The sequence below is a fragment of the Bacillus sp. SRL543 genome (genome assembly GCF_984799205.1).
This window is the reverse complement of the sequence record NZ_OZ481794.1, coordinates 4,564,997-4,591,164: the sequence shown is the minus strand read 5'-3', so window position 1 is coordinate 4,591,164 and position 26,168 is coordinate 4,564,997. Positions and strand designations below refer to the sequence as shown.

At 48.7% G+C, this 26,168-nt stretch carries 24 protein-coding genes; 23 read left to right on the top strand and 1 reads right to left on the bottom strand.

Going from position 1 to position 26,168, the window contains the following annotated elements; all coding sequences use genetic code 11:
• Positions 1–41 precede the first annotated feature (41 nt).
• The 6 genes from AC4E8B_RS23220 (at position 42) to pyrG (ending at position 8,499) form a co-directional block, all read left to right on the top strand.
• Positions 42–1,181 carry an acyl-CoA dehydrogenase gene (locus AC4E8B_RS23220; RefSeq protein ID WP_490215876.1) on the top strand — a complete coding sequence of 380 codons (1,140 nt, stop codon included), beginning with the start codon at positions 42–44 and terminating at the stop codon, positions 1,179–1,181.
• 119 nt (positions 1,182–1,300) lie between these two features.
• Positions 1,301–1,978, top strand: a complete 678-nt coding sequence (locus AC4E8B_RS23215; protein ID WP_490215874.1) for a TetR/AcrR family transcriptional regulator — start codon at positions 1,301–1,303, stop codon at positions 1,976–1,978.
• Complete coding sequence (gene icmF / locus AC4E8B_RS23210) at positions 1,975–5,241, top strand: fused isobutyryl-CoA mutase/GTPase IcmF (RefSeq protein ID WP_490215873.1); 3,267 nt, start codon at positions 1,975–1,977, stop codon at positions 5,239–5,241. The genes AC4E8B_RS23215 and icmF overlap by 4 nt, the downstream gene beginning before the upstream one ends.
• 168 nt (positions 5,242–5,409) lie before the next feature.
• Positions 5,410–5,589 carry a hypothetical protein gene (locus AC4E8B_RS23205; protein WP_490215871.1) on the top strand — a complete coding sequence of 60 codons (180 nt, stop codon included), beginning with the start codon at positions 5,410–5,412 and terminating at the stop codon, positions 5,587–5,589.
• A 354-nt stretch (positions 5,590–5,943) separates the two neighbouring features.
• Positions 5,944–6,510 (top strand): DNA-directed RNA polymerase subunit delta, encoded by a 567-nt coding sequence (gene rpoE / locus AC4E8B_RS23200; RefSeq protein WP_490215869.1) that lies wholly within the window; start codon positions 5,944–5,946, stop codon positions 6,508–6,510.
• A 381-nt stretch (positions 6,511–6,891) separates the two neighbouring features.
• A complete protein-coding gene (gene pyrG, locus AC4E8B_RS23195; RefSeq protein WP_490215867.1) occupies positions 6,892–8,499 on the top strand; it encodes a CTP synthase in 1,608 nt (535 codons plus the stop codon).
• A gap of 438 nt (positions 8,500–8,937) precedes the next feature.
• Here the strand turns inward: pyrG and AC4E8B_RS23190 are convergent, their stop codons facing one another.
• The gene (locus tag AC4E8B_RS23190) at positions 8,938–9,459 is read right to left on the bottom strand and encodes a DUF2529 domain-containing protein (protein ID WP_490219860.1); all 522 of its coding nucleotides are present in this window, start codon (positions 9,457–9,459) and stop codon (positions 8,938–8,940) included.
• A gap of 458 nt (positions 9,460–9,917) precedes the next feature.
• Here AC4E8B_RS23190 and AC4E8B_RS23185 point away from each other — a divergent pair, with 458 nt between their 5' ends.
• The 17 genes from AC4E8B_RS23185 (at position 9,918) to AC4E8B_RS23105 (ending at position 26,159) form a co-directional block, all read left to right on the top strand.
• Complete coding sequence (locus AC4E8B_RS23185; RefSeq protein WP_490215865.1) at positions 9,918–10,292, top strand: response regulator; 375 nt, start codon at positions 9,918–9,920, stop codon at positions 10,290–10,292.
• 311 nt (positions 10,293–10,603) lie between these two features.
• Positions 10,604–11,461, top strand: coding sequence for a class II fructose-bisphosphate aldolase (locus tag AC4E8B_RS23180; protein ID WP_490215864.1), 858 nt, complete (start codon positions 10,604–10,606; stop codon positions 11,459–11,461).
• A gap of 111 nt (positions 11,462–11,572) precedes the next feature.
• The gene (fsa, locus tag AC4E8B_RS23175) at positions 11,573–12,220 is read left to right on the top strand and encodes a fructose-6-phosphate aldolase (protein ID WP_490215863.1); all 648 of its coding nucleotides are present in this window, start codon (positions 11,573–11,575) and stop codon (positions 12,218–12,220) included.
• Positions 12,221–12,540: 320 nt separating this feature from the next.
• Positions 12,541–13,827, top strand: coding sequence for a UDP-N-acetylglucosamine 1-carboxyvinyltransferase (gene murA, locus AC4E8B_RS23170; RefSeq protein WP_490215862.1), 1,287 nt, complete (start codon positions 12,541–12,543; stop codon positions 13,825–13,827).
• Positions 13,828–13,865: 38 nt separating this feature from the next.
• Positions 13,866–14,828 carry a class II fructose-bisphosphatase gene (gene glpX, locus AC4E8B_RS23165; RefSeq protein ID WP_490215861.1) on the top strand — a complete coding sequence of 321 codons (963 nt, stop codon included), beginning with the start codon at positions 13,866–13,868 and terminating at the stop codon, positions 14,826–14,828.
• A gap of 446 nt (positions 14,829–15,274) precedes the next feature.
• Positions 15,275–16,549 carry a transcription termination factor Rho gene (gene rho / locus AC4E8B_RS23160; RefSeq protein ID WP_490215860.1) on the top strand — a complete coding sequence of 425 codons (1,275 nt, stop codon included), beginning with the start codon at positions 15,275–15,277 and terminating at the stop codon, positions 16,547–16,549.
• Positions 16,550–16,705: 156 nt separating this feature from the next.
• Positions 16,706–16,918 carry a 50S ribosomal protein L31 gene (gene rpmE / locus AC4E8B_RS23155; RefSeq protein WP_490215859.1) on the top strand — a complete coding sequence of 71 codons (213 nt, stop codon included), beginning with the start codon at positions 16,706–16,708 and terminating at the stop codon, positions 16,916–16,918.
• 166 nt (positions 16,919–17,084) lie between these two features.
• Positions 17,085–17,705 (top strand): thymidine kinase, encoded by a 621-nt coding sequence (locus tag AC4E8B_RS23150; RefSeq protein ID WP_490215858.1) that lies wholly within the window; start codon positions 17,085–17,087, stop codon positions 17,703–17,705.
• Positions 17,706–17,844: 139 nt separating this feature from the next.
• Positions 17,845–18,306: a hypothetical protein gene (locus tag AC4E8B_RS23145; protein WP_490215857.1), complete on the top strand. Its 462-nt coding sequence runs from the start codon at positions 17,845–17,847 to the stop codon at positions 18,304–18,306.
• Positions 18,307–18,656: 350 nt separating this feature from the next.
• Positions 18,657–19,730, top strand: a complete 1,074-nt coding sequence (gene prfA, locus AC4E8B_RS23140; RefSeq protein ID WP_490215855.1) for a peptide chain release factor 1 — start codon at positions 18,657–18,659, stop codon at positions 19,728–19,730.
• Complete coding sequence (prmC, locus tag AC4E8B_RS23135) at positions 19,723–20,601, top strand: peptide chain release factor N(5)-glutamine methyltransferase (RefSeq protein ID WP_490215853.1); 879 nt, start codon at positions 19,723–19,725, stop codon at positions 20,599–20,601. Before prfA ends, prmC begins: the two co-directional genes overlap by 8 nt.
• A 659-nt stretch (positions 20,602–21,260) precedes the next feature.
• A complete protein-coding gene (gene spoIIR, locus AC4E8B_RS23130; RefSeq protein ID WP_490215851.1) occupies positions 21,261–21,959 on the top strand; it encodes a stage II sporulation protein R in 699 nt (232 codons plus the stop codon).
• A 186-nt stretch (positions 21,960–22,145) separates the two neighbouring features.
• Complete coding sequence (gene gsiB, locus AC4E8B_RS23125) at positions 22,146–22,532, top strand: glucose starvation-inducible protein GsiB (protein WP_490215849.1); 387 nt, start codon at positions 22,146–22,148, stop codon at positions 22,530–22,532.
• Positions 22,533–22,686: 154 nt separating this feature from the next.
• The gene (locus AC4E8B_RS23120; protein ID WP_490215848.1) at positions 22,687–23,127 is read left to right on the top strand and encodes a GNAT family N-acetyltransferase; all 441 of its coding nucleotides are present in this window, start codon (positions 22,687–22,689) and stop codon (positions 23,125–23,127) included.
• Positions 23,128–23,303: 176 nt separating this feature from the next.
• On the top strand, positions 23,304–24,344 hold the full coding sequence (locus AC4E8B_RS23115; protein ID WP_490215847.1) for an L-threonylcarbamoyladenylate synthase: 1,041 nt from the start codon (positions 23,304–23,306) through the stop codon (positions 24,342–24,344).
• Between the two features lie 146 nt (positions 24,345–24,490).
• Positions 24,491–25,048: a manganese efflux pump MntP gene (locus tag AC4E8B_RS23110; protein WP_490215846.1), complete on the top strand. Its 558-nt coding sequence runs from the start codon at positions 24,491–24,493 to the stop codon at positions 25,046–25,048.
• A 673-nt stretch (positions 25,049–25,721) separates the two neighbouring features.
• The gene (locus AC4E8B_RS23105; RefSeq protein ID WP_490215845.1) at positions 25,722–26,159 is read left to right on the top strand and encodes a low molecular weight protein arginine phosphatase; all 438 of its coding nucleotides are present in this window, start codon (positions 25,722–25,724) and stop codon (positions 26,157–26,159) included.
• The last annotated feature ends 9 nt before the right edge of the window (positions 26,160–26,168 follow it).

Here is a 26,168-nt window from a genome sequence, read left to right as displayed (position 1 = left end):
TAAGATGCAGGTCAATATTGAAATGGACGGGGGAAAATACGATGAATTTCCGACTGACGGAAGAACATGAAATGATCAGGAAAATGGTCCGTGATTTTGCAAGAAATGAAGTGGCGCCGAGCGCGGCAGAGCGCGACGAGGAAGAGCGTTTTGACCGTGAAATTTTCGATAAGATGGCTGAGCTCGGGCTGACAGGAATCCCTTGGCCTGAAGAGTACGGCGGTATCGGAAGCGACTATCTGGCATACTGCATTGCAGTCGAGGAGCTTTCAAGGGTTTGTGCATCCACAGGGGTGACATTGTCTGCCCATACATCGCTTGCAGGCTGGCCGATCTATAAATTCGGCAGCGAAGAACAGAAGCAGAAATACTTGAAGCCGATGGCGCAGGGTGAGAAGATCGGCGGCTACGGCCTGACAGAGCCGGGAAGCGGATCGGATGCGGGCGGCATGCGGACGACGGCCCGCCTTGACGGCGACCATTATGTGCTGAACGGTTCAAAGATTTTTATCACAAACGGCGGGATTGCCGATATCTATGTCGTATTCGCCCTGACAGATCCGGAGAGTAAGCAGAAAGGCACGACAGCCTTCATCGTTGAAAGCGATTTCCCCGGCTTCTCTGTCGGCAAAAAGGAGAAGAAACTGGGCATCAGATCTTCGCCTACAACCGAAATCATCTTTGAAGATTGCCGGGTGCCAAAGGAAAACATGCTCGGCAAAGAAGGCGAAGGCTTTAAAATCGCCATGATGACCCTTGATGGCGGAAGGAACGGCATTGCAGCCCAGGCGGTCGGCATTGCCCAGGGAGCATTGGACGCTGCGGTGGACTATGCGAAAGAGCGGGAGCAGTTCGGCAAGCCGATTGCGCTTCAGCAGGGAATCGGCTTCAAGCTGGCCGATATGGCGACAAGTGTTGAAGCGGCGAGGCTTCTGACCTATCAGGCTGCCTGGCTCGAGTCGGAAGGCCTGCCGTACGGCAAGGAGTCGGCCATGTCCAAACTGTTCGCCGGCGATGCAGCCATGAAAGTGACGACAGAGGCTGTCCAGGTATTCGGCGGCTATGGCTATACGAAGGACTATCCGGTCGAACGCTATATGCGCGACGCCAAAATAACACAGATCTATGAAGGCACACAGGAAATACAACGCCTGGTCATTTCCAGGATGATAACCAAATAGAACATAAGAAGAAAAGGGCTCTTTCCTATAAAAAATATGTCACCTCCGCGAGAACAGCCACCAGTAGGGAAAAGTCCAATTTTGACTCATGAGCGGCCAGAGGAGGGCAGTGCATATCTATGAAAAAACGGGAAGTCCATGCTTCTGTGAAAGATGAAAAGCTGGTGAAAAAGCGGCGGGATGAAATGATCAAGGGAGCAGTGAACCTTTTTAAACAAAAAGGCTTTCACCGTACGACGACAAGGGAGATTGCAAAGGCCTCGGGATTCAGCATCGGGACCCTCTACGAATATATCCGCACAAAGGAAGATGTGCTGTACCTGGTCTGCGACAGCATCTATGATTCGGTCCGCGACAGGCTGCAGGAGGCCCTTGATGCCAACAGGGGGACGCTTGAAAGCCTGAAGCTCGGGATCGCCTACTATTTCCGGGTTGTGGATGATATGCAGGATGAAGTCCTGGTCATGTACCAGGAAGCAAAATCCCTGTCAAAGGACGCCCTTCCATATGTGCTGAGAAAAGAGATTGAAATGGTCTCCATGTTTGAAGATGTCATCCAGCGCTGTGTGGACAACGGGGAGCTCCTGTTGACGGAAAAAGAGGTCAAGATGATCGCCCACAATATTTTCGTGCAGGGCCAGATGTGGGGCTTCCGCCGCTGGGCGCTGCAGAGAATATACACTCTTGATGAATATATTGAACTGCAGACAGAGCTTCTGATTCAGGGGATAAAGCAAGAACAGGCAAAAGTGCCTGACGGCAGGAAAATCCAGGGACAGGGGGAGTCAAACGAATGAGTACAGCAGAAATCTACAGGCCGAAGCATCATTTGCGCTTCGTTACAGCCTCAAGCCTTTTTGACGGCCATGATGCTTCCATCAATATCATGAGAAGGATCATCCAGGCGAGCGGAGCGGAGGTCATCCACCTCGGCCATAACCGGTCGGTGGAAGAGGTCGTGAATGCGGCAATCCAGGAGGATGTCCAGGGAATCGCGATTTCCTCCTATCAGGGGGGCCATGTTGAGTATTTCAAATATATGTACGACTTGCTGAAGGAAAGGGGAGCTTCCCATATCCGCGTCTACGGCGGAGGGGGAGGGGTCATCATCCCGCGCGAAATCAAGGAGCTGCATGAGTACGGGATCGCCCGCATCTTCTCTCCCGAAGACGGCCGCCAGAAAGGGCTCCAGGGCATGATCAATGAGATGCTTGCGGAGTGCGACTTTCCGACGGTTTCACAGGAAAGTGCAGCTGAACTTGAAAAGCTTGAAGCAGGCGAAGTGAACAGCATCGCTAAGCTGATTACGCTCGCCGAGCATGGTGTCGGGCTTGAAAAAGAGGCAGCCGCTGCAGCAGAGTCGCTCATGGAAAAAATCAAGACTTTGGAAAAAACGGCACCGGTCCTCGGGATCACCGGAACAGGCGGAGCCGGGAAAAGCTCCTTGACTGATGAGCTGATCCGCCGCTTCATCAATGAAATTCCTGACAAGAAAGTGGCGATTCTTTCCGTCGATCCGACAAAGCAGAAAACAGGCGGGGCGCTCCTTGGCGACCGGATCCGCATGAACGCGATCTTTTCGCCGCGCGTCTATATGCGGAGCCTTGCGACGCGGAAGTCAAAAAGCGAGCTGTCCTTGGCGATCAAGGATGCCATCTCTGTCGTAAAGGCGGCAGGCTTTGACCTGATTGTCGTCGAAACGAGCGGGATCGGGCAGGGCGATGCCGAAATCGCGGAAATCTGCGATCTTAGCATGTATGTAATGACAAGTGAGTTCGGAGCGCCTTCCCAGCTAGAAAAAATTGATATGCTCGACTATGCTGACCTGATCGTCATCAATAAATTTGAGCGCAAAGGCTCAGAAGATGCCCGCCGCCAGGTGCAGAAGCAATATCAGCGGAACCATATGCTGTTTGAGAAAGAGCTGGAGGAAATGCCGGTCTACGGCACCATCGCCAGCCAATTCAACGATCCGGGCACCAATGCCTTGTTTGCTGCCCTGGTAGAAAAAATGAATGAAAAAGCCGGCCTTGGCTGGAGCACTTCTTTTTCTAAAAATGAAGTGGTTGAAAAGCAGAATGTCATCATTCCGAATGAACAGCGCTATTATTTGCGTGAAGTATCTGAAACGGTCCGCCATTATCATAAAAAAGCGGAAGAGCAGGCAGCCCTTGCCAGGAAGCTGTTCCAGCTGGAGGGTGCAATCCAGGCAGTAAGAGAGGCAGACGGAAGTAAAGATGCCCTGGCCTCACTTGAGGCTCTGACAGCGGAAACAGAAGAGAAGCTGACAGCAGAATCGAAAATAATACTGGAAAACTGGAATGATCTGAAGGAGAAATACTCCGGGGAGCAGTTCACAACAAGAATCCGCGATAAAGAAATCATCACGATCCTGAAGACAAAGAGCCTTTCAGGCCTGCAAATCCCAAAGGTGGCGCTCCCGAAATACAGGGACTACGGCGAAATCATCCGCTGGGTCTACCGGGAGAATGTGCCGGGTGCCTTCCCGTATACCGCAGGCGTCTTCCCGTTCAAGCGGGAGGGAGAGGATCCGAAGCGCCAGTTCGCCGGGGAAGGGACACCGGAACGGACGAACCGTCGCTTCCATTACTTATCAAAGGATGATTCGGCCAAGCGCCTGAGCACTGCGTTTGATTCTGTCACATTATACGGCGAGGATCCGGACTACCGCCCTGACATCTATGGAAAAGTCGGTGAGAGCGGCGTCAGCATCTGTACGCTTGATGATATGAAAAAATTATATGCCGGCTTTGACCTTTGCCACCCGTCCACATCGGTTTCCATGACCATCAACGGCCCGGCTCCGATCATTCTGGCCATGTTCATGAACACGGCGGTCGAACAGCAGGTGGAAAAGCAAGAAGGAGAGCTTGGCAGAAAGCTGAACGAAGCGGAGCATGAAGAAGTGAGAGCTGCGACTTTGCAGACGGTCCGCGGTACCGTCCAGGCGGATATCCTGAAAGAAGACCAGGGCCAGAATACTTGCATCTTCTCAACAGAATTTGCCCTCAGAATGATGGGTGATATCCAGCAGTATTTTATCGATAAAAAGGTCCGCAACTATTATTCTGTCTCCATTTCCGGCTACCATATTGCCGAAGCGGGGGCAAACCCGCTGTCACAGCTGGCCTTTACGCTGGCGAACGGCTTCACATATGTCGAGTACTATTTGAGCAGAGGCATGAAGATCGACGATTTTGCGCCGAATCTTTCCTTCTTTTTCTCAAACGGGCTTGACCCGGAATACACCGTCATCGGCAGGGTCGCCCGCCGCATCTGGGCGACTGTGATGCGAAATAAATACGGAGCCAATGAGCGGAGCCAGAAGCTGAAATACCATATCCAGACTTCGGGCCGATCCCTGCATGCCCAGGAGATTGATTTCAATGACATCCGGACAACGCTGCAGGCATTGATGGCGCTGCAGGATAATTGCAATTCCCTTCATACAAATGCCTATGATGAAGCGATCACCACGCCTACCGAGGAATCTGTCCGCCGGGCGATGGCGATCCAGATGATCATTACAAAAGAACATGGCCTTACAAAAAATGAAAATCCTCTTCAGGGGGCATTCATCATTGACGAGCTGACAGACCTTGTTGAAGAAGCGGTCCTTCAGGAATTCGAACGGATCAACGACAGGGGCGGCGTGCTCGGCGCCATGGAAATGCAGTACCAGCGCGGCAAGATCCAGGACGAATCCATGTACTATGAAATGAAAAAGCATACCGGCGATCTTCCGATCATCGGTGTGAATACGTATCTGAATCCAAATCCGCCGTCCGAAGAGCAGATGGACAGCATGGAAATCGCCAGGGCGACGAAGGAAGAAAAGGAAACACAAATCCGGAATCTCAGGAGCTTCCAGGAACGGAACAAGGATTATGCAGCTGAAGCCCTGTCCCGCCTGAAAGAAGCGGCGGTGACGGACGGCAATATTTTTGCCGAGCTGATGGACACCGTTAAGTATGCGAGCCTTGGCCAGATTACAAGGGCGCTTTACGAGGTTGGCGGACAATACCGCCGCAATATGTAGCATTTTAAGAGCCAGGGGCTGATTACAGCCCATGGCTCTGTCTCATATATGGAAAAAGGATATATTTTTCTGGAAAATCTCATAATGTATTTAGCGAATGGACTATTCTCAGATATAATGTAAGGGAATGCAGTCCTAAGGGATATTGATATGCAGGATGTGAACGGATTGAGACAGATTTTATCAATAGGCGCTTTTGCTGCTGCGATAGCAGCCTTTTACTTCTTATACCAGAGGCAGCTTGGTGCAGTCGCTTTCTTCCTGCTGTCCATTTACTTCCTATACCTGGCGATGATTCAGCTCTCCGGCAGGAAAGGCAAGAAGCGGTGGAAGAGGAAAAAGACTTGAGATGTTTCCCGGGTGCAGGTTCCTTTTTCACCAAAGGAAGAAAGCCATTCCGGGAAAACCAGCAGCAGCAGGCCTTCCAAAAGACTGTCTCTCATCAAAAATGCAAGGAAACTGCAGATAGAACTAGCATAAACACCAGCAATTTGTTTATAATGAAGAATATGTATTTTACATAAGCTGTCTATCCGGCTTGCAAAAGGCATTCTTATGCCTTTTATTCATCTTGGGATGCTTTTGAAGCGGCGGAGGTTATTGCGTTCTTTAAAAGCAGTGCATATCCGGGAAGCCCCGGTGCTGTTTAGAGTTTTTTGCGCTCCAATAGCGAGTGTTATATAGGGAAAGGAAGTGCGTATAGTGAGTCTAGACCAATTCACAAAAGAAGAGCTGCAGGAAATGTCCTTTATCGATATTACCTACGAATTGCTGAAAGGCACAAAGCAGCAGGTTTCTTTTACCGACATTATAAACGAATATAAAACGCGGCTTGGGGTATCAGATGAGGAAATCCGCTCAAGGATTGCCCAGTTCTATACTGACCTGAATCTGGACGGGCGCTTCATTGCCATGGGAGAAAACCGCTGGGGCCTGCGCAGCTGGTATCCTGTCGATACAATGGAAGAAGAGACAATGACAGCAGCGAAGCCGAAGAAGAAAAAGGCCAAGAAAGCGGCGAAGACTGAAGACGTCGATCTTGACCTGGACGAGTATGATGAGCTCGATGAGGAAGACATCGAATACGATGACCTTGATGATGACGATGATCTGGATGAAGATGACGACGATCTTCTCGAGGATGACCTGGATGAGGACTCAGATGATGACTTCGAAGACGACGAAGAGGTTCTAGAGGATGACCTTGAAGAAGAAGAAGATCTTGACGAAGATGAGGAAGAACTCGAAGAAGACGAGGAAGACTTATAATCGCTTGACTTTTCCTGGCCAGCCTTGTAGAATCATTTTTGGGCTCCTTAAAAAAGGACCATATGAATGTATATGCAATAGCGCTCCCTTACTGTTTGGTAAGGAGCGCTTTTTTATTTTTAGTTCAAAAATATGTCTTTGAACTTTGAACACTGTCTAGCTCCAGGCGCCATCTGCTCGAGGTCATAAGCCAATCCGGCCAAAAGGTTAAAGAACAACCTTTCGGCCGGCTCGTCTTATGCTTGTCGCCGATAAGCAGGCGCCTTGCGCATTTCGTATTAGCTGTTCTTGGCTGCAATCAGGAACAGCAAATTTTTTTTAGGAAAAGCCTTACCTAAAGGATGCAGAAATTGCACAGACTGATTATGAGGGGGAAATAACATGACAAAGTATATTTTTGTAACAGGCGGCGTTGTGTCGTCATTGGGAAAAGGGATCACCGCTGCGTCTTTGGGCCGCTTGCTGAAAAACAGAGGCTTGAATGTCACCATTCAGAAGTTTGACCCCTATATCAACGTTGACCCGGGAACCATGAGCCCATACCAGCACGGTGAAGTTTTCGTTACAGGCGATGGCGCCGAAACGGATTTGGATCTGGGCCACTATGAGCGCTTTATCGATATCAACCTGACTAAATTCAATAACGTGACGACTGGGAAAATCTATTCCACTGTCCTGAAAAAAGAGCGCCGCGGCGACTATTTGGGCGGAACGGTCCAGGTTATCCCGCATATTACCAATGAAATCAAAGAAAGAGTTATGCGTGCAGGGCATGAGACGAATGCCGATGTAGTCATCACAGAAATCGGCGGTACAGTAGGGGATATCGAATCCCTGCCATTCCTTGAGGCAATCCGCCAGATCAAGAGTGATATTGGGCGCGATAACGTTATGTACATCCACTGTACATTGATCCCTTACATCAAAGCGGCAGGCGAAATGAAAACAAAGCCGACACAGCACAGTGTAAAAGAACTGCGCAGCCTCGGGATCCAGCCAAATGTCATTGTCGTACGTACAGAGATGCCGGTTTCCCAGGATATGAAGGATAAGATCGGCCTGTTCTGCGACCTTGATCCGAAGGCTGTTATCGAGTGCCGTGACGCCGATACATTATACGCTGTCCCTCTTGCCCTGCAAGAGCAGAATTTTGACCAGATCGTCTGCGATCATTTAAAGCTGGAATGCGAACAGGCAGATATGGCTGAATGGACAGAGCTTTTGAACAAGGTCCGCAATCTGTCCAAGACAACGAAGATTGCCCTTGTCGGCAAATATGTTGAGCTGCAGGATGCTTATATATCTGTGGTCGAAGCATTGAAGCATGCCGGCTATTCCTATGATTCTGATATTGAAATCAAATGGGTCAATTCAGAAGAAGTAACAGAAGGCAATGTGGAGACACTTCTTCATGATGCTGACGGAATCCTTGTACCAGGCGGATTCGGCGATCGCGGCATCGATGGGAAGATTCTTGCCATCCAGTATGCGCGCGAGCAGAAGCGCCCATTCCTTGGCATCTGCCTTGGCATGCAGCTCGCTTCCATTGAATTTGCCCGCAATGTCCTTTCACTGGAAGGAGCGCACTCAGCTGAGATCGATCCTTCTACACCGCATCCGATCATTGACCTGCTGCCTGAGCAGAAGGACATTGAAGATCTCGGAGGGACGCTCCGCCTTGGCCTGCAGGCATGCAAGCTGAATGAAGAAACGAATGCATATGCTGCATACCAGGATGAGGTTGTCTATGAGCGCCACCGACACCGCTATGAGTTCAACAACCACTACCGCCAGGCGATGGAGGAGAAAGGCTTTGTTTTCTCAGGTACAAGCCCTGACGGCCGTCTTGTTGAGATCATTGAAGTGAAAGATCACCCTTGGTTTGTCGCTTCCCAGTTCCACCCTGAATTCATTTCAAGACCAAACCGCCCGCAGCCGCTGTTCCGCGACTTCGTCGGCGCATCCTTGAAGCATCAGGAAAATAACTAATTATACAAAAGCCCCCTCTTGAATTTGAGGGGGCTTAGTTTTTTAGTTTGTGCGTCATAATGGGGCTGTTGACTTCCGTTCCAGGCACTTCGCTTTCCTCGGGGCGACGCTGAGCCTCCTCACGCTTACGCGCTGCGGGGTCTCAGCATTGCCGCTGCAATCCCGCAGGAGTCTGCGTGCCTTGCACTGCAATCAACAGGGCTTTTTAAAATTAGTTGGGCAGGTTTGCATCAATTAATGGGGCTGTTGATTTCCGTTCCAGGCACTTCGCTTTCCGCGGGGCGACGCTGAGCCTCCTCACGCTTGCGCGCTGCGGGGTCTCAGCATTGCCGCTATCTCCCGCAGGAGTCTGCGTGCCTTGCACTGCAATCAACAGGGCTTTTTGAAATTAGTTGGGCAGGTTTACAGCATCAAGTGATGCCTTCTTGTTCATTTTTGTTATTCATACTCACCCAAAATCTCATCAATTGTAAATTTCAGCCCATGGTACACAAAGAGGGCGGCGATGGCAGATGGGTAGCCAAAGCGATTTCCTTCTTCATCCGGTAGCAGTCCCTTTGTCAATTTCAGGTCAATATGGACATCCGCAAGCTCAGCGAGGGAAGGGCCGTCACCTTCCACAGCAGTGGAAATAGCGGCAAAAGGAATCATTTTTTCAGAAAGTACTTTTGCCAGGGCGACGGCCTCCTCATCATGGGAAAAGCGGGAGATGATCAGAAAGCGGTCTGTATCAGCAATATCATTTTCTGAATGAGCATCAGTCCACTGGGCAGCAGATGAGAGCGGTTCTGCTCCTTCGGTTGCCTCGAGGGCCGCTGCCTTCATTTCAAGGGCAGCAAAAATCTGGATTTTCCCCTCGCCCGCTGGCGCCTGGGCAAGCAGCCGGGCTGCGTCTTCAATGCTGAATTCCTCTTTTTCCATCAGCCTTTTGAAGATTCCTGTCAGCTGGGTTGAAAACATCTTTAGCACTTTAAACTTCCTCCTAAATTGAACAATAATCAATCTGCCGGGCTTAAAACCCTGCAGGATAATGAACACTATTTGTGGTCTTATTATAGTGAAACGAACGTAAAAGGTAAAATATTCGGCAGAATTGCATAAAAAGAAGCAGGAATTCAGGCGCAAAAGGGAGAATGTTGAGAAGTGGATATATTTTCTATGACCAATGGTCATTCTTACAAAAGCAGGAGTTTAATTTCACTGGCGCTGGAATCCCGCAGAACAGCAGGTGCAAGAGGCCTTATTCCTAATGGAAGCGGGCCATTGACAGCAGTGAGCTTCTTATCTTACCGGGAAAGCGGGAATTCTTATGTGCTGTCAAAAAAACAGAAGGGTTCGTGTGAGCCCGGCAGGACATAAGAATTCCGCTTTCTGTCTAGCAGCATCAGAAGTAACTATTTTAGGGAAGAGGTGGCTGTATGAAAGGGAAAATATTAATAGTAGACGATCAGTTCGGCATCCGCATTTTGTTGAATGAAGTGCTGCAGAAGGAAGGCTATGAAACATTTCAGGCTGCAAATGGCGTCCAGGCCCTTGAGACCGTTACAAAACATCCTCCGGATCTTGTCCTGCTTGATATGAAGATCCCGGGCATGGACGGAATCGAAATCCTGAAGAGAATGAAAGTAATCGACCCCGATATCCGGGTGATCATCATGACAGCCTATGGGGAATTGGACATGATTCAGGAGGCAAAGGACCTGGGGGCATTGACCCACTTTGCCAAGCCGTTTGATATTGACGACATCAGGGCTGCTGTTAAGAAGTATGTCCCTATCCCGAATTCATTTTAGGAGATTCCGGTGAAATTCCGGTGAAATTCCGGTGAAAATGGCTGCCGGCTAAAAAAAGAACGCTGGCCCAACTCAAAAAAATGAATATTTAAAATGATAGCGTTTGCTTTAAAATAATCTGTCCTGCAGGGAAAAATAGCGCTGGATTAATGGAATTTCTGATTCTCTTTTGGTATGATACAAATGAATTCCAAAGGATTGCGTCCGTTTTGCCCATTGCAAGACAGGGTACATATTCATGGGCATGCTGGGAGAAACTTTATGTGAATCCCTGCAAAGAACGATGCAATCATTAATAAGGAGGAAGAAATATGCCTTTAGTTTCCATGACTGATATGCTGAACAAAGCTAAATCAGAAGGCTATGCTGTAGGTCAATTTAACTTAAATAACCTTGAGTTCACTCAAGCGATCCTGCAAGCTGCAGAAGAAGAGAAATCACCTGTCATCCTTGGTGTTTCCGAAGGTGCAGCTCGTTATATGGGCGGCTTCAAGACAACTGTGAAAATGGTAGAAGGGCTTCTTGAGGACTATAAGATCACTGTTCCCGTTGCCATCCACCTTGACCACGGTTCAAGCTTCGATAAATGTAAAGAAGCGATCGAAGCAGGCTTTACGTCTGTCATGATCGATGCTTCACACGGTCCTTTCGAGGAAAACGTGGAAACTACTTCAAAAGTGGTAGAATATGCACACTCTAAAGGTGTTTCTGTTGAAGCCGAGCTGGGAACTGTCGGCGGACAGGAAGACGATGTAGTGGCTGACGGTGTCATCTATGCCGATGCCAAAGAATGTGACGAGCTTGTTAAGCGCACAGGAATTGACTGCCTTGCACCTGCACTTGGCTCTGTCCACGGTCCTTACAAAGGTGAGCCAAATCTTGGCTTTGCTGAAATGGAAGAGATCGGAAAGCTTACAGGCATGCCTTTAGTCCTTCACGGCGGCACAGGCATCCCGACTAAAGACATCCAAAGAGCTGTTTCCCTTGGAACGGCAAAAATCAACGTAAACACTGAGAACCAGATTGCTTCCGCGAAGCGCGTGCGCGAAGTATTGGCGGCTGACACAGAAGTGTACGATCCGCGCAAATACCTGGGACCTGCACGTGAGGCGATTAAAGAAACAGTAATCGGCAAAATGCGCGAGTTTGGTTCATCAAATAAAGCTTAATAAAGATACAGTATGTTAAAATAGATTGAAACCGCCTTTCTTTTAAAGGCGGTTTCAATTCATTTATGTCGATTTTAAAAAATCAGTCGAATAATCTTAGGGGGAAGCGAAATGAAATTTTTTATTGATACGGCAAACCTGGAAGAGATTAAAGAGGCCCATGCTCTGGGAATACTGGCAGGAGTGACGACAAATCCTTCTTTAGTGGCAAAGGAAAAAAATATCTCCTTCCATGACAGGCTCCGGGAAATTGCAGAGCTTGTGCCCGGTTCTGTCAGTGCAGAGGTCATTGCGCTCGATGCAGAAGGCATGATCAAAGAGGGGAAGGAACTTGCAGCAATCGCTCCTAATATCACCATAAAAGTCCCAATGACGCCGGATGGGCTGAAGGCTGTCCATGCTTTTTCAAAAGAAGGCATCAAAACGAATGTAACCCTCATTTTCAGCGCCAATCAGGCTTTGCTTGCAGCAAGGGCCGGTGCATCCTATGTTTCTCCATTCCTTGGCAGGCTTGATGATATCGGGCATAACGGCCTTGAACTCGTCACCTCCATCAGGGAAATCTTTGACATCCATGGAATCGAGACTGAAATCATCGCTGCTTCTGTCCGCCATCCCCAGCATGTGACCGATTCCGCTTTGAGGGGAGCCCATATCGCGACTGTTCCGCTGAAGGTCATCAACCAAATGTTCAATCACCCTCTGACTGACAAAGGAATTGAAGCATTTTTGGCTGACTGGGGCAAACGGTCAGAATGAACCTGAAGAGGCCATGATTACGCCGGGAATTTTCTGAATAGGCGGAAATGTAAGTGCATACTTCAAAAATTTAACTTTTTTCAATTCCCATACATGAAGTTTAATTTTTCGTGTAAACTAGATGGTGAGGATAATGTCGGAATTCGTCTTTTGCTCATGGAAAATTATCCCTTATAGATTGCGTATAATGGACAAGCTATCAACTATTGAGAAATGAAAAGTCCAACAGTGTCATACTTTCGCCTGCAGCGGCAGGCTGGCAATCAATGTTCAGACTGGATTTGCGAATAGGCACTCAAGGGCAGGAAAGGAAGTCGAAAATGGAAAAGCTTATGATTGCGGGCGGCTACCCCTTAAAAGGAACTGTAAGGATCAGCGGAGCCAAGAACAGCGCGGTTGCATTGATCCCGGCTACGATTTTGGCAGATTCGCCTGTGACAATTGAAGGTTTGCCGGATATTTCTGACGTTCAAATACTGAAAGGGCTTTTGGAGGAAATTGGCGGGACTGTCGATTTCACTGACAACGATATGACCGTTGATCCCTCTTCGATGATTTCCATGCCCTTGCCCAATGGAAAAGTAAAAATGCTCCGTGCCTCTTATTATTTAATGGGGGCGATGCTCGGCCGCTTTAAAAAAGCAGTGATCGGCCTTCCTGGCGGCTGCCATCTGGGACCGCGCCCGATCGACCAGCACATCAAAGGCTTTGAAGCACTTGGTGCCAGCATAACGAATGAACAGGGGGCCATCTATCTTCGCGCGGACGAGCTGAAGGGTGCAAGAATCTACCTGGATGTTGTCAGTGTCGGGGCCACCATCAATATCATGCTGGCTGCCGTTAGGGCCAAGGGTAAAACCATCATTGAAAATGCGGCGAAAGAGCCGGAAATCATCGATGTGGCTACGCTTCTGACCAATATGGGTGCAAAGATCAAGGGAGCCGGCACAGATGTAATCAGGATTGAAGGGGTGGACCAGCTGCATGGCTGCCGCCACACAATCATTCCTGACCGGATCGAAGCAGGGACATATTTGATCCTCGGTGCTGCCGCAGGTGAAGGGATCCTGATCGATAATGTCATACCCCAGCATCTGGAATCATTGATCGCCAAGCTGCGTGAAATGGGTGTCAATATTGAGGGCGGGGATGACCAGATCTTTGTCAGCCCTCCTGAAAAAATGAAGGCGGTTGATATCAAAACCCTTGTTTATCCGGGATTTCCGACCGATCTTCAGCAGCCGTTTACTTCTTTGCTGACAGGGGCCGAGGGTACGAGCATGGTGACGGATACCATTTATGGCGCCCGCTTCAAGCATATTGATGAGCTGAGGAGGATGAACGCCAATATCAAGGTGGAAGGCCGTTCAGCGATCATCAATGGTCCGGTCCGCCTGCAGGGTGCAAAGGTGAAGGCGAGCGATCTCAGAGCAGGGGCAGCCCTCGTAATTGCCGGCCTGAAAGCCGAGGGGATAACTGAAGTGACAGGACTAGAGCATATAGACCGCGGCTACAGCCATCTCGTTGAAAAACTCAATGGACTGGGAGCGACCATATGGCGGGAAAATCTGACCAAGGAAGAAATGGAGCAGATGAAAAACGCCTGAGTACAGATAGAGAAAACAACCCGGGGAGGAAAAACAGAATGGAAAGAAGTTTATCGATGGAACTTATCCGTGTTACAGAAGCAGCAGCACTTGCATCAGCCCGCTGGATGGGAAGAGGCGTGAAGGATGAAGCTGATGATGCTGCAACCTCTGCCATGAGGGATGTGTTCGACACGGTACCGATGAAGGGGACCGTTGTAATCGGAGAAGGGGAAATGGATGAAGCGCCAATGCTTTATATCGGCGAAAAGCTCGGGACAGGCTATGGCCCGCGTGTCGATGTAGCAGTAGATCCGCTGGAGGGCACCAATATCGTGGCTTCCGGAGGCTGGAACGCGCTTGCTGTACTGGCTGTCGCCGATCATGGCAATCTTCTTCATGCGCCGGACATGTATATGGATAAAATTGCGGTCGGTCCCGAAGCGGTCGGCGAAATTGACATCAATGCGTCTGTCATCGATAATCTGAGGGCTGTTGCCAGGGCAAAAAATAAGGATATTGAAGATGTCGTGGCAACCGTCCTGAACCGTGAGCGCCATCAGCATATCATCAGTCAGCTGCGGGATGCAGGGGCAAGGATCAAGCTGATCAATGATGGCGATGTCGCAGGTGCCATCAATACAGCATTTGACCATACAGGCGTTGATATCCTGTTCGGATCTGGCGGTGCACCTGAAGGGGTGCTTGCGGCAGTTGCGCTTAAATGCCTCGGCGGCGAAATCCAGGGCAAGCTGGTTCCGCAGAGCGATGCCGAAGTCGAAAGATGCCAGAACATGGGCCTTGACCTTGGAAAAATCCTTCGCATGGAAGACCTTGTCAAAGGCGACGATGCCATCTTCGCAGCAACTGGCGTAACAGACGGCGAGCTATTGAGAGGGGTCCAGTTCAAAGGCTCTTACGGTTCTACACACTCGCTGGTCATGCGCGCCAAGTCAGGTACGGTCCGTTTCATCGATGGACGGCACAGTCTGAAGAAGAAGCCGCATCTTGTCATGAGATAAGGAATTTTTTTGAAAGCCGGTGCAAACCCTTTCAAGATCGGTCTGCAGAATCAGAATAGCATAAAAATGATGCTAAAGAAGGGACCTGGCCTGCCGGCTAAAGCCGGTCCCTTTATATATTCCCCCGTAACCAGGCAGTCTATGAAAGATTTGAAAAAATTATATTGATTAACTTTCAGGTATAAGGGTAAAATAGAGATTGTTTTTGAAATCTGTTATGATGGGTATGCAGTGCCATGATTTTTTTATATCCAGTCTCTCTGGGCCGCCAGGAACATACCAAAAGATCAAAAGATTCTACCTTTTTAAAAAGCAGAATCATCCTTCCAATGCTTCGATGAACCTCAAACGATTTCTTTCCTTTTTCCTTCCATATTCTTAACCAAGTCCGTTATTGTCTTTTTATATGGGGAAAATGATTTAAAATTCAAAAGAGTGGTGTCAATATGGGATTAAATATATCCAGTTTAGAAAATATGAAGTTAAAAGAGCTGTATGAACTTGCTAAAGAATACAAGGTATCTTACTACAGCAAGCTGACAAAGAAAGAGCTGATTTTTGCCATCCTCAAAGCCCGTGCTGAGCAGGAAGGCTACTTTTTCATGGAAGGCGTGCTTGAGATCATCCAGTCAGAGGGCTTTGGCTTCCTGAGGCCGATCAACTATTCGCCAAGCTCTGAGGATATCTATATCTCCGCGTCGCAAATCCGGCGATTTGATTTAAGGAACGGAGATAAGGTATCCGGAAAGGTCCGCCCTCCAAAGGAAAATGAACGCTATTTCGGCCTCCTTCAGGTTGAAGCGGTCAATGGAGATGACCCGGAATCGGCTAAGGAGCGCGTCCACTTCCCGGGGCTGACGCCTTTATATCCAAACAGGCAGATGAAGCTGGAAACGACGACGAAGCATGTTTCCACAAGAATCATGGACGTCCTGGCACCGGTCGGCTTCGGCCAGCGCGGCCTGATCGTCGCTCCGCCAAAAGCAGGTAAAACGATGCTGCTGAAAGAGATTGCCAACAGCATCACAACGAATCATCCTGAGGCAGAGCTGATTGTCCTCCTGATTGATGAGCGTCCGGAAGAGGTTACCGATATTGAGCGTTCTGTTGCCGGCGATGTCGTCAGCTCGACATTCGATGAAGTGCCGGAAAACCATATTAAAGTGGCTGAGCTCGTCCTTGACCGGGCGATGCGACTCGTGGAGCATAAGAGGGATGTCATCATCCTCATGGACAGCATCACAAGGCTTGCACGCGCCTATAACCTGGTCATCCCGCCAAGCGGCCGTACGCTTTCCGGCGGTATCGACCCTGCGGCCTTCCACCGTCCGAAGCGTTTCTTCGGGGCGGCGAGGAATATTGAGGAAGGCGGAAGCCTGACCATCCTTGCCACAGCACTTGTCGATACCGGTTCACGGATGGATGATGTGATTTATGAAGAATTCAAGGGGACAGGAAATATGGAGCTTCACCTTGACCGCCAGCTTGCAGAGCGCCGCATTTTCCCTGCCATCGATATCCGCCGTTCCGGTACAAGGAAGGAAGAGCTCCTCATTCCGAAAGAGCATCTGGACAAGCTGTGGGCGATCAGGAAGTCAATGTCGGATTCGCCTGATTTTGCCGAGAAATTCCTCCGCAAGCTGAAGCAGACGAAATCCAATGAAGAGTTCTTTGCCAATCTTGGTGAAGAAATGAAGAACGGCAGGCGTTCCCAATCCTGATGTGTTCCTCATCGGAAAGTCAGTAAATCCCATCTTGCAAAAACACATTGTCCTTGTTATAATAACAACAGTGTGTTTTTGAATTATACGGTGTGACCAAGCATCGTACTATATAACTCTGTTTCGCAAGACTCAGGGCAAAAGGAGATGAAAGAAATGAAAGCAGGAATTCATCCTAATTACAAGAAAATCACGGTTACATGTGCTTGCGGCAACCAGTTTGAAACTGGTTCTGTAAAAAATGAGGTTCGTGTTGAGACTTGCTCTGAATGCCACCCATTCTATACTGGCCGTCAAAAATTCGCTGAAGCAGGCGGACGTGTGGATCGTTTCAACAAAAAATACGGTCTTAAAGGTCAACAGCAATAATGATGATAAGAAACAGGCAAGTTTTTACTTCTTGCCTGTTTTTTATTGCCGATAGATGAATATGATGATCAGATAGGTTTATACTTTTAGCAAAAAGTGTAAGTTGTAAAAGGGGAGCGGGCGCTTTGGCGCCTTGTCTTCTTTAGCAAGGAAGGAGAGGCCACTCATGTATGTAATGAAGCACCACGGCTGGGTTGAAGTAATCTGCGGCAGCATGTTTTCGGGAAAATCGGAAGAGCTCATCCGCCGTGTCAGAAGAGCGCAATTTGCAAAGCAGAAGATAGCTGTATTCAAGCCGCAGATCGATAACCGCTACAGTGAGGAAGCGGTTGTCTCCCACAACGGAACATCAGTCATTGCCAAACCCATCAGCCATTCAACGGAGATCTTTAAGCATATTGATGAAGATATGGAGATTATCGCCATTGATGAGGTGCAATTTTTTGATGATGAGGTTGTAAAGGTGATTCAGCATCTGGCTGACAGCGGATACCGGGTGATCGCTGCCGGGCTCGACCAGGATTTCCGCGGTGAGCCGTTTGGGCAGATGCCGGCTTTGATGGCAATTGCAGAACTTGTGACAAAGCTTCAGGCAGTATGTGCAGTGTGCGGTTCGCCTGCCAGCAGGACCCAGCGCCTCATTAACGGAAAGCCGGCTTCATACGATGATCCGGTCATTCTTGTCGGAGCATCGGAGGCTTATGAGCCGCGCTGCCGCCACCATCACGAAGTACCGAAATCGCCGAACGTCCTCAACAGTTCGGAAACGACCCGTACTTTATCTTAATAGATGAAAGCTCAGGCCCTGCTTTTTGAAAGCAGGGCTTTCTGCTGTTTAAAAAAACCGGAATCCTTAACCAAACTGGCTGAATTTGGACTGCGGAATCACCTCCAGGAATGGAAAACCTAGTAATGGAGGTGTCGAAATGATGAAATCAATACTAGCCGCTGCAGCAGTCCTTCTTTCTGTCCTGATGGGGGGATGTGCACAGGATGACAATGTAGCGGGCATACATGAGCAGAATGAAGACCGAAATGGCACAAACTTGATCAAAAGCGGCGGGGGCCAGGTGAAAAGGGGCCTTGATCAAGTATCTGACGAGAACCGCGGGAGGACGATGAGCGATCAGAACCCGAATCTCCTCAATATCGATGGAGGGCGGGTCAACGATCAGTCTGATGTCGACAAAGCCCGCCAGGTCGTTAGCCAATACACAGAATACGAACCGGATGAAGTCTGGATCAACGGCGGCCGCATGTGGGTCACTGCCCACACAAACAAAAGCCTCTCAGCCGAAGAAAAACGCAAGGCCCAGGCCGAGCTGCACAAAACACTCACCAAAGCCCTTCCCCGGTATAACATTGAAGTGCGGTTGAGTGAGCGGTAGAAGGTGACAGAAGAAGGTGACAGGCACCTATACCACTTCTTTTGAAGAGTGACAGGCACCTATACCACTTCTTTTGAAGAGTGACAGGCACCTATACCACCTTTCTGTACGAAGACCTTGATTTGACGAGGTTTGAACTGAATTGGGTGCCTGTCACCTATACCACCGCCTATACCACTTCCAGCCCTGGTTTTCCGGGGCTTTTTAGGTTTTGACCTGGGATGCCCTGTATACTATAATTAGAATGTTATGGGCAAGATGGTTTAATGGACTTATTTTATGAATTTATAAGCTTTTATAGGTTTCAAAGCCGATTTATATAGAATAGAATCAAAATGAGGTGAAGGACTGTGTACGATCGTCTTCAAGCTGTAGAAGATCGCTACGAAAGGCTGAACGAGCTTTTGAGCGATCCTGAGATTGTAAATGATACGAAGAAGCTGCGCGATTATTCCAAGGAGCAGTCGGGCATACAGGAAACGGTAGAAGCTTACCGCGAGTATAAAGAAGTCCGCGGGCAATACCAGGATGCAAAAGCAATGCTCGAGGAAAAGCTTGATGCAGAAATGCGTGAAATGGTGAAGGAAGAACTGGGGGAGCTCGAAGAAAGAGTGGAAGCTCTTGAAGCCCGCCTGAAGATTCTCCTGATCCCGAAAGACCCGAACGATGACAAAAACGTTATTATGGAAATCCGCGGAGCAGCGGGCGGCGATGAAGCGGCCTTGTTTGCCGGTGACCTTTACCGTATGTACAGCCGCTTTGCAGAGGTGCAGGGATGGAAAACAGATGTGATTGAGGCCAGCTCCACCGGTGTAGGCGGCTATAAAGAGATCATCTTTATCATCAATGGAAACGGTGCCTTCAGCAAGCTGAAGTTCGAGAATGGCGCCCACCGCGTGCAGCGTGTGCCGGAAACAGAATCAGGCGGGCGCATCCATACTTCGACTGCAACGGTGGCTGTTCTGCCGGAAGCGGAAGAAGTTGAAATCGAGATCCACGATAAAGATATCCGCGTCGATACGTTTGCTTCAAGCGGACCAGGCGGACAGAGCGTTAACACAACCATGTCAGCAGTGCGGCTTACCCACTTGCCGACAGGGACGGTTGTATCCTGCCAGGACGAGAAATCACAGATCAAGAACAAAGAAAAGGCAATGAAGGTCCTTCGTGCCCGTGTATATGATAAATTCCAGCAGGAAGCACAGGCGGAATACGACCAGCAGCGGAAATCCGCAGTGGGCACCGGTGACCGTTCTGAACGGATCCGCACCTACAACTTCCCGCAAAACCGTGTAACAGATCACCGCATCGGCCTGACCATCCAGAAACTTGACCAGATCCTTCAGGGCAAGCTGGATGAAGTGATTGATGCACTGATCATGGAAGAGCAGTCAGCCAAGTTGAAGGAAGCTTCAGATGCCTGATCAGCCTATGAAAGTCTATGAAGCCCTAAAGTGGGCTTCTTCTTTTTTAGAAACGGCAGGGAGGGATTCCAATGCGGGTGAAATCCTCCTTGGCCACTTTCTGAATATGAGCCGTTCCCGCCTGCTCGCGGAGATGAGGGAAGAACTGGACCCGAAGATACAGGCTGCCTTTGAGGAAGCAGTCAATTTGCATGCAGATGGCAGGCCAGTGCAATATATCATTGGAAAAGAAGAATTCTATGGGCGCGCTTATCTTGTGAATGAAAATGTGCTCATTCCCCGTCCGGAAACAGAAGAGCTGGTGCTCGAAGCCCTGAAGCGGAAGGAAAGGCTCTTTGGCAGGGAGGCTGCTCCTGCAGCTGCAGATATCGGAACCGGAAGCGGAGCCATTGCGGTAACCTTGAAGCTGGAATCACCGAGCCTTCAGGTGACTGCTACAGACGTGTACGGACCATCCTTGGACACGGCAAAAGAAAATGCTGAGCGCAACGGGGCTGAAATAGAATTTATTTTAGGGGATCTGCTGCAGCCTTTCATACAGAACAGCCGGAAATTCGATATCATCATTTCCAATCCGCCCTATATACCGACCGGGGATATGGCAGAAATGTCTGAAGTCGTCACCGAAAACGAGCCCCACCGCGCCTTGTTCGCCGGCCAGGACGGACTCGACCTTTACCGCCGCTTCATGCAGGAACTGCCGCTCGTGCTAAAAAAGAAATCGCTAGTCGGCTTCGAAGTCGGCGCCGGCCAAAGCAAAGATGTATCCCAACTGCTTCGGACTGCATTCCCAGATGCCAAAATAGACACAGTCTACGATATCAATGGGAAGGACCGGATGGTATTTGCGGAGATTGGCTGGCAGGATTAGTATATTGCAAAATTTAAGCATTAGGATTCAAGAGTGAGGGGGCCATTGGAGAATGGCTGCCCTCTTTTTATGTCGGACCTGTATTACCGCTAAAATCTAATTAAAAATATACTAAATAAGTGAGCAGGCACACTATTTTATCGGATTATCCTAGAATTTAAAGGCGCGCCTGCCTTATTTTCGGCGGAATTTAATCGTTGTAGGTGTTATTCTACATAGATTTCGATTTATTCTACATAAAAATGAGATATTTTTACGTAAAATTTCATTTATTCTACATAAAAATTAAAAGATTCTACACAAAATACATTTATTACCAATCGGCGGCAGCGCAGCAACATAGACTCCGTTCGGAGAACCAAATTTACTCCCTTGCCTTTGGTCTATGCACATAAATTTTTAAAAAACGAGTTGATTGGAGTGCAAGGAACGTAGACTCCTGCGGGAAATAGCGGAAGAGTTGAGACCCCACAGCGCGCAGCGCGAGGAGCTCAACTCCGCCCCGCGGAAAGCGAAGTGCCTGGAACAGAAATCAACTGACCCCATTTATAAGCAATCTAAATTGACAGATCTCAAACACGGGATCTTTTTTTATATTTTGCTAGTTTAAGAATCCCTCTTCCTGTCCACAATGGATTAGTGAAGGGACGGTGTCAAAAATGACAGCAAAATCATTAGCGAAATTATATATCATTATCTTATCCTTAGGAACAATGCTAAGCCTATATATACCAAACACAGAGGCGGCAGCGGAAGATCCGCTCGTTATCCCGCAGGAAGCCATCCGCCTCCGCATTCTCGCAAACAGCGACAGCGAAGGAGACCAGGCACTGAAACGGTTGGTGAGGGATGCGGTAAATAAAGAGATCACTGAATGGGTCAGCGAGCTGACTTCAATAGAAGAAGCGCGTTCGTTGATTAAGGAGAGGCTGCCGGAAATCCAGGAGATAGCAGAAAAGGTGGTAGAAGAAGAAAATTCAGACCAGACGGTCAGAGCTAATTTTGGCAAAGTAGATTTTCCTACTAAGCTGTATGGCCAGTTTTTATATCCGGCCGGCGAGTATGAAGCGATCCTGATTACACTTGGCGAAGGTGATGGAGCAAACTGGTGGTGTGTTCTTTTCCCTCCTCTATGCTTCCTTGATTTCTCAAATGGAGTAGCTGTAAGCGACGGATTTGAGGAGGAAAATCAGGAAAAAGGAGAATTTGGTAAGAAAGAACTAGATGGGAATGTGCTGGAAAGTGATAAGCCAAAAGTACCGAAGGCTGAAACAGATCCGGTATTCGTTAAAGAAGAGGAAGAAAAGGCGGAAGTTAAGTTTTTCATCAAAGAATTATGGGATAAAATCTTCGGATAGAATGCTGCTCTTTTCATAGAGCAGTATTTCTTTTTATAGGAAAAAAGTTATAAGAGAAGCTAATGCGTTTGTTACAAGTGCATGACAAGCCTTTTACATATGCTGGGAGCATGTTTGATTCCGGGAGAAGCGGATATTAAAGGAGTGTAAGCTAAAACAACAACTACTAAAAAGGAGATGGAAAACATGGCAAACAACAACAACAACGATAAAATGTCCCGCGAGGAAAGAGGCCGAAAAGGCGGAGAAGCTACCAGCAATAACCATGACAAGGAATTCTACCAAGAGATCGGCCAAAAAGGCGGAGAAGCTACTTCTGAGAATCATGACAAAGAATTCTATCAGGAAATCGGCCAAAAAGGCGGAGAAGCTACTGCTGAAAGCCATGACAAGGAATTCTATCAAGAGATCGGCAAAAAAGGCGGAGAAGCCACTTCTGAGAATCATGACAAGGAATTCTACCAGGAAATCGGCCAAAAGGGCGGAGAAGCTACTTCTGAGAACCATGATAAGGACTTCTATCGCGAAATTGGCGAAAAAGGCGGAAATTCAAGAAACAATAACAACGACTAAGTTTATAATGTAAAGGAAGTTTAAATTGAAAGATTTGAGATAGCGCGGCAGCCCGTATACAGATGGCTGCCGTGTTTTTTGTTTTTACGGTTCTACTTTTTTTCCCGCCTCATAGATATATTACTAGATTACAAATACTTAATGAGGTGAGAGTATGGAGGCATTGATCCGCTGTGCAGGAAAAGAAGATGAGAAAAAACTGACCGCATTTCTGGAAAAAGCGAATCTAGGGACAGATGGCATTTCTGAGTCTATCAATTATTTTTTGCTTATGGAAGATGAAGAGCAGAATATCAAAGCGACACTTGGAATCGAGCCATTAGGAAGCGTGGGCCTGCTCCGCTCACTGGTGCTTTCGGAAAGAGCATCGGAAAAAGACCTGCTGTTGCTTGTGGAACAGATACTGCGGCTGGCGAGAGAGAGGGAGCTGCACTCATTGTATCTGGCGACAAATAAAAAAGGATCATCAGAATTCTTTAAGCTGCTTGGCTTTCAGGATGAAAAAGGTGCTCTTCCGGAAGATCTCTGCCGTTCTGCCCACGTCCAGCATATTCTAACTGTGGATAACTTTTCATTTCTGAAGCTTTCATTATAAATTGTGGATATATCCACAAAGTTATCCACCATTCCTGAAAAGTTATACACAATTTGTGGATAAAACTTGAGTTATCCTCCATCTTCTTTTATACTTTCAAAAGTGATTGTGGTTTAAAAGCCGAAACAATGGGTAAACCACATAGAATTTGAACAGTATTGAAGGTGGGCACATTAATGAAGACAGAAATTTGGTCAGTGGATAAAAATGTGGATAGTTTAAATGATTATCCACAGATTAAGCAGGCAGCTGCTCTTTTAGCCCAAAATGAAACGGTAGCCTTTCCGACAGAGACGGTATATGGACTCGGCGGAAATGCAAAAAATGACGAAGCGGTTAAAAAGATATTTGAAGCGAAGGGCAGGCCATCTGACAATCCCCTTATCATCCACATTGCCGGCAGGGAGCAGCTGGAGGAGATTGTGGAAGAAATTCCAGAAAGTGCAGACAGGCTGATGAACGCTTTTTGGCCCGGCCCGCTGACAATCATATTTAATAAAAAAGAGGGCCAGCTTTCAGAGACAGCAACTGCCGGACTTTCAACGGTGGGTGTCAGGATGCCGGATCATCCGGTGGCGCTCGCTATCCTCCGCGAAAGCGGCGTTCCGGTTGCGGCTCCGAGCGCGAACAGGTCTGGGCGGCCGAGCCCGACCACTGCCGGACATGTGGCGGAAGACTTGAATGGAAGGATTGCAGGGATTGTGGATGGCGGGCCGACGGGGGTCGGTCTGGAATCCACAGTACTGGATTGTACGGGAGAGGTACCAGTCATCCTGAGGCCTGGCGGAGTCACGAAAGAGCAGCTGGAACAGGTGGTCGGAGAGGTGGCGGCCGACCCCGCACTTGCCGATGAGAAGGAGGCACCGCGCTCCCCTGGCATGAAATATCGCCATTATGCACCCGATGCTCCTCTCTATATAGTAGAAGGAACAAGGGAGCGGATCCAGGAGCTGATACGTGAAAATCAGGCAGAAGGTCTAAAAGCTGGTGTCCTTACGACCTCCGAAAATAAGGATTTTTATGATAGCGATTATACGTTTATATGCGGCAGGAGAGCAAACCTTGAAACAGTGGCAGCCTCCCTGTACGAAGCATTGCGGAGCTTCAACAGCTCAGGGGTGGACGTGATTTTCAGCGAAGCCTTCCCGGCTGAAGGCGTCGGTGAAGCCGTCATGAACCGGCTCCTCAAAGCTGCAGGCCATCGCATCATCAAATAAACTTGGAAATATTGATCTTGGTGCCAGGCACCGTCTATGGACATTGTCCACGGGTGGTGCCTGGCACTATTTTTGTCCCATTTCTCTGATTCTATTTCGCTTTGGACGTGCATATGCTGAATTAGCAAGTCCAAGGAGGAGAATGGATGACTGCGTATTTTGGGGAACTTATTACGTTGATGTTAATGGCGTTTGCCCTCGGGATGGATGCTTTTTCGGTCGGACTTGGCATGGGCATGTTCGAGCTGCGCCTGAGGCAAATTTTTAAAATAGGAATAACCATCGGCCTCTTTCACGTGTTCATGCCGCTATTGGGAATGATTGGCGGCAGGCTGCTGTCTGAGCAGTTTGGCTCTATTGCGGCTTATATCGGAGGCGGGCTCTTGCTGCTGCTCGGCGCACAGATGATATGGTCAAGCATCAAGGATGATGATACAAGCCTGATCACGCCTGCTGGTTTCGGCTTGCTCATTTTTGCGTTGAGCGTCAGCCTGGACAGCTTTTCAGTCGGACTCTCACTCGGGATTTATGGAGCAAAAACAGCGCTTGTCCTGGTATGTTTCGGCGCTGCCGCTGCAATTCTGACCTGGGCCGGACTATTGGCAGGACGAAAGGTGCAAGGCTGGATTGGACCCTACAGTGAAGCACTTGGCGGAGCCATCCTCCTGGCTTTCGGCATTAAGCTGTTATGGCCATTTTTATGATTCAGGCGGTGCCGGTGTGATTATATTTATTAAACACATGAAGGCATCCGAGTGGGTGCCTTTTTGTATGAATGGTCATGCAGGTTTTATCCACAGGTCGTGAGGGTCTTAGTTGTGTTCCTTAGTATGGGCAAGCCGCTTCCGCATTTCGTGTTGTCCGGCTCCAGGGGCTAGAGCCTCGAGTCATAAGTCACTTAGGAATTAAAGGCAAAGAACGCCTTATATTCCTAAGCGCCTTATGCTGGGCCCGCAGGATGCGGGTCATGCGGACGTTGCCACAGGATGTGGCGTTTTTAGTCCGCGATCCTTAATCTGAGCAAGCCCCTTCCGCACTTCGTGTTGTCCAGCTCCGGGTGCTAGCCCTTCGAGTCATAAGCCACTTTAGGATTGAAGGCAAAGAACGCCTTCTATCCTAAAGCGTCTTATGCTTGTCAGGGCTGAGCAAGCACCCTCCGCATTTCGTGTTGTCCAGCTCCGGCGGCTAGAGCCTCGAGTCATAAGCCAATCAGGCCAGAAGGTTAAAGAACAACCTTCCGTCCTGCTCGTCTTATGCTTGTCGGCTCTGAGCAAGCCGCCTCCGCATTTCGGTTGTGAACTTTCTATAAATTTTTCCATGCTTGTCTATTGAAAGTGTGACATTTGGCTTATAATGGAGGGAAAGGGGGCTGCATCGATGAGACGCATATTGTTTGTTTGTACAGGGAACACGTGCCGGAGTCCGATGGCAGAGGCTATTTTGAAGAGCCGGGGGCTTCAGGGGATTGAGGTAAGGTCTGCTGGTGTGTTTGCTGCCAATGGAGGACAGGCCTCCGCCCATGCGAAGCAGGTCCTTGAGGAGAATGGAATCACCCATGAACATACCTCGAGCGTTCTGACGGAGGAGCTGGCCGGATGGGCCGATCTGATTTTGACGATGACGTCGGGGCATAAATGGAATGTGGTCAGCATGTTTGAAGGAGCAGAGAGCAAAACCTTTACACTGACAGAGTTTGCAGGGAAGCCAGCCGGTGAGATCCTTGATCCATTCGGCGGAAGCCTTGAAATATACAGAGAAACGTTTAATGAACTGAAAAAGCATATCGGACAGATCATCAACAAATTAGAGAAGTAACGACCAGGG